Annotated in this window: 3 protein-coding genes; all 3 read left to right on the forward strand. The window is 41.1% G+C overall.

Annotated elements, in window-relative coordinates:
• The coding region (locus tag JCM12308_RS27320) for an RHS repeat-associated core domain-containing protein (protein ID WP_174519227.1) at positions 1 to 875 on the forward strand (875 nt) is incomplete at its 5' end.
• A gap of 108 nt (positions 876 to 983) precedes the next feature.
• Entirely contained in the window at positions 984 to 1,307 is a 324-nt protein-coding gene (locus tag JCM12308_RS31155; protein WP_280138432.1) for a DUF4265 domain-containing protein, read from the forward strand.
• Positions 1,308 to 1,369: 62 nt separating this feature from the next.
• Entirely contained in the window at positions 1,370 to 2,233 is an 864-nt protein-coding gene (locus tag JCM12308_RS27330) for a leucine-rich repeat domain-containing protein (protein ID WP_128647539.1), read from the forward strand.
• Positions 2,234 to 2,672: the final 439 nt, after the last annotated feature.

Below are 2,672 nucleotides of genomic sequence, written 5' to 3' on the forward strand. Positions count from 1 at the left end.
CTGATACACCGCGCGAAAGCAAGGGCTGGATTGGCGAACGTGATGATCCGGAAACTGGCCTAACTTATCTCAATGCCCGTTATTACGATGCTGATCTGGCTCGCTTCATACAGTCGGATTGGTTGGGTCCAACTGATCCTTATGTCGGAAGCAACCGATACAGCTATGCACTCAACAACCCAATCACTTTTAAGGATCCGTCTGGACATCGCATTGACGATTTCAACGAGATCGGTAGCAAGGGAGTAACATCAGGAGCACGAAACCAAGATGAGTACCGAGAGTTTCGTAATGCACGCGACCGACATGGTCGTTCTTCAAGTGAACGTAGATCATATGACTACAGTGACTACAGAGACGAAGGGTATGACTATGGGCATACCTATGACCGATATGACTACGGTGATCGTTCATATATTGAAAGAGGTCGAAGAAGTACTGACCAAGTAATTGTTGAAGCAACTTTTGAGGCAATAAATACATATGCGCCAGTTGTAAGCACAGTTAATGAAGTGCTTGCTGCACAAACACCAGCTGATTATGTTTCTGCCGCAGCTGGTGCAGTCCCAATTGCCAAAGCGTTCAAATTGGTCAAAGCTGGTGTCGCTGGCGGGACAAGAGCAGGTAAATCATTTACTAAAAAGACAAAGCAAGCAATTGATGCGGAAAACGCAGCCATGTTTGCTGGAGATAATGTTTGTGTAAAGTGTGGGGTAAAGGTAGTACCGGGAAAACAATCACAAAAAGGCGTAACCCCTCCTGACAATGAGAAACATAGGGATCATATTATCGCGAAGTCGCAGGGTGGTGACGGCACCTTGGAAAACGGTCAAATTTTATGCAGGAAATGCAATCTAAACAAAGGTGCCAAATGACTTCGGAAGATAAACACGAGAAAGTATTGTTCATTGTGCAAGTTGGAGACTCTACAGATCACGAGATCGAGTCGATTTGGACAAAACCTACTGAACGTGGATACTTAATTGACAATATACTTTTACGCCACAGGAGTTGCATATGGGGACACAGTGTCAATCATAGAAAATGATGGACAAAAATATGCAAATGAAATTATTGAAGTGTCTGGACACAGTACTCTGCGTATTTGGTTTAACGATGAAACATACGTGTCTGTCACAAGAAATGAACTGCAGCAATTGGGTTGTAGCTCAGAAATTAGTGACCAACCGAAACTGGTAGCAGTAGATGTACCTCCAGACGTTGATTATCAGAAAGTGCAAGCTTACTTGGACATTGGTTTCAAAAGTGGTCGATGGGATTATGAGGAAGCCTGTCTAGGCTTCTAACGATCCTCATGATAAATATGAAACACTTTACGCTTGTCCTCTTACAAAGATAGACCACCATATTGAATAAAGAAAAGTATTCAATTTGTGACAATCCAGAAACCTTTATTGCTTCTGGCAAGTGTTTAATTTTGCATGGGCCATGGCAGGACAACTTTAGATGGATAGTTGAAAAAGAGAATATCTCTTCGTTACGAATTAGTCGGGCGAATGGCTGGAAAGGTGAGGATATCTCGTTCCTCACATCAGTTCCGCAGTTGCAAGGATTAGAGATATATGACTGGGATGTTAAAGATCTAACGCCCTTAAACAAATTGACAAACCTTAGATCATTGGGGATTCAGTGTCAGTTTACAAAAGCGCCTGAGTTTACTTCTTTTTCAAAATTGAAAAAACTCAGCCTCTTCTGGAGACCAAAAGCTTCGGATGTATTTAGTTGCACTACTTTAATGCAACTAAATATAGTAAACTTCCCATTTCAGAATCTTGAAAAAATAATGGAGTTGAAACTTTTAGAAAGACTTCAACTAAGCTCAAGAAAATTGATTGATCTAAATGGTATCGAAAATCTGCATAATCTAGTAGAGCTAGACATAGCGAACTCGCCTAAGTTAGAGTGTCTACTTAAACTGGATGAATGTAAACTTCTAGAGTCTGTAATTTTTAATTCCTGCAAAAAAATCAGTGACTTAAGTGCTTTAGGCGCTTTACCAAAATTAAAGAAAGCACACTTCATTGATTGCGGAAAGATTAAATCTCTCGAACCTTTGGTAAATAGCAATTTACTTGAAGAAATTATCTTCACTGGAGATACCATTATTGAAGACGGGAACATTTCTCCTTTAACAAGCATTACTCAAATTAAAAAGGCTGCCCTCGCAAAACGTAGACATTACACACACACTGCTGATGAAGTAATATCATAGAGATTTAGTGGTTGATTGAGCAACTACTTCTTCTTTTTCAGATCTCAAAACCTAGGGTGAATAAGCACAAAACATATAGTTTTGGTTCATGAGGGTATGGTGAATTGCGCTGTGTACTAGGTGGGCCGCAAAGATCTAATCCTAGTGTTGATGCCTGGCAGGTAACAAACATAAGTCTCTTCATAGACTTCGATATCTACTGAATTTGCTTCAGCAAAATTGCGTGTTTTGACATGTCAATTCACCAATTTTGCCATCAGATCGATACTCCAGCTCATGCATCGCGATCATGGGCTGGATCTGCGCCTTTTGATCCCTTGAAAGGGGCGGGATAAATCTACAGCCTCAACCAGTTTCTAATGGTTGGGCTGACTATGTTTTCCAAATTCTCCCGTGATCGTCATCTGGCTGGCCAGGCATCTGGCCGCAAGCTGAAAGT

It is taken from the genome of Pseudovibrio denitrificans JCM 12308 (genome assembly GCF_001310815.1).
Taxonomy (GTDB): Bacteria; Pseudomonadota; Alphaproteobacteria; order Rhizobiales; family Stappiaceae; genus Pseudovibrio; species Pseudovibrio denitrificans.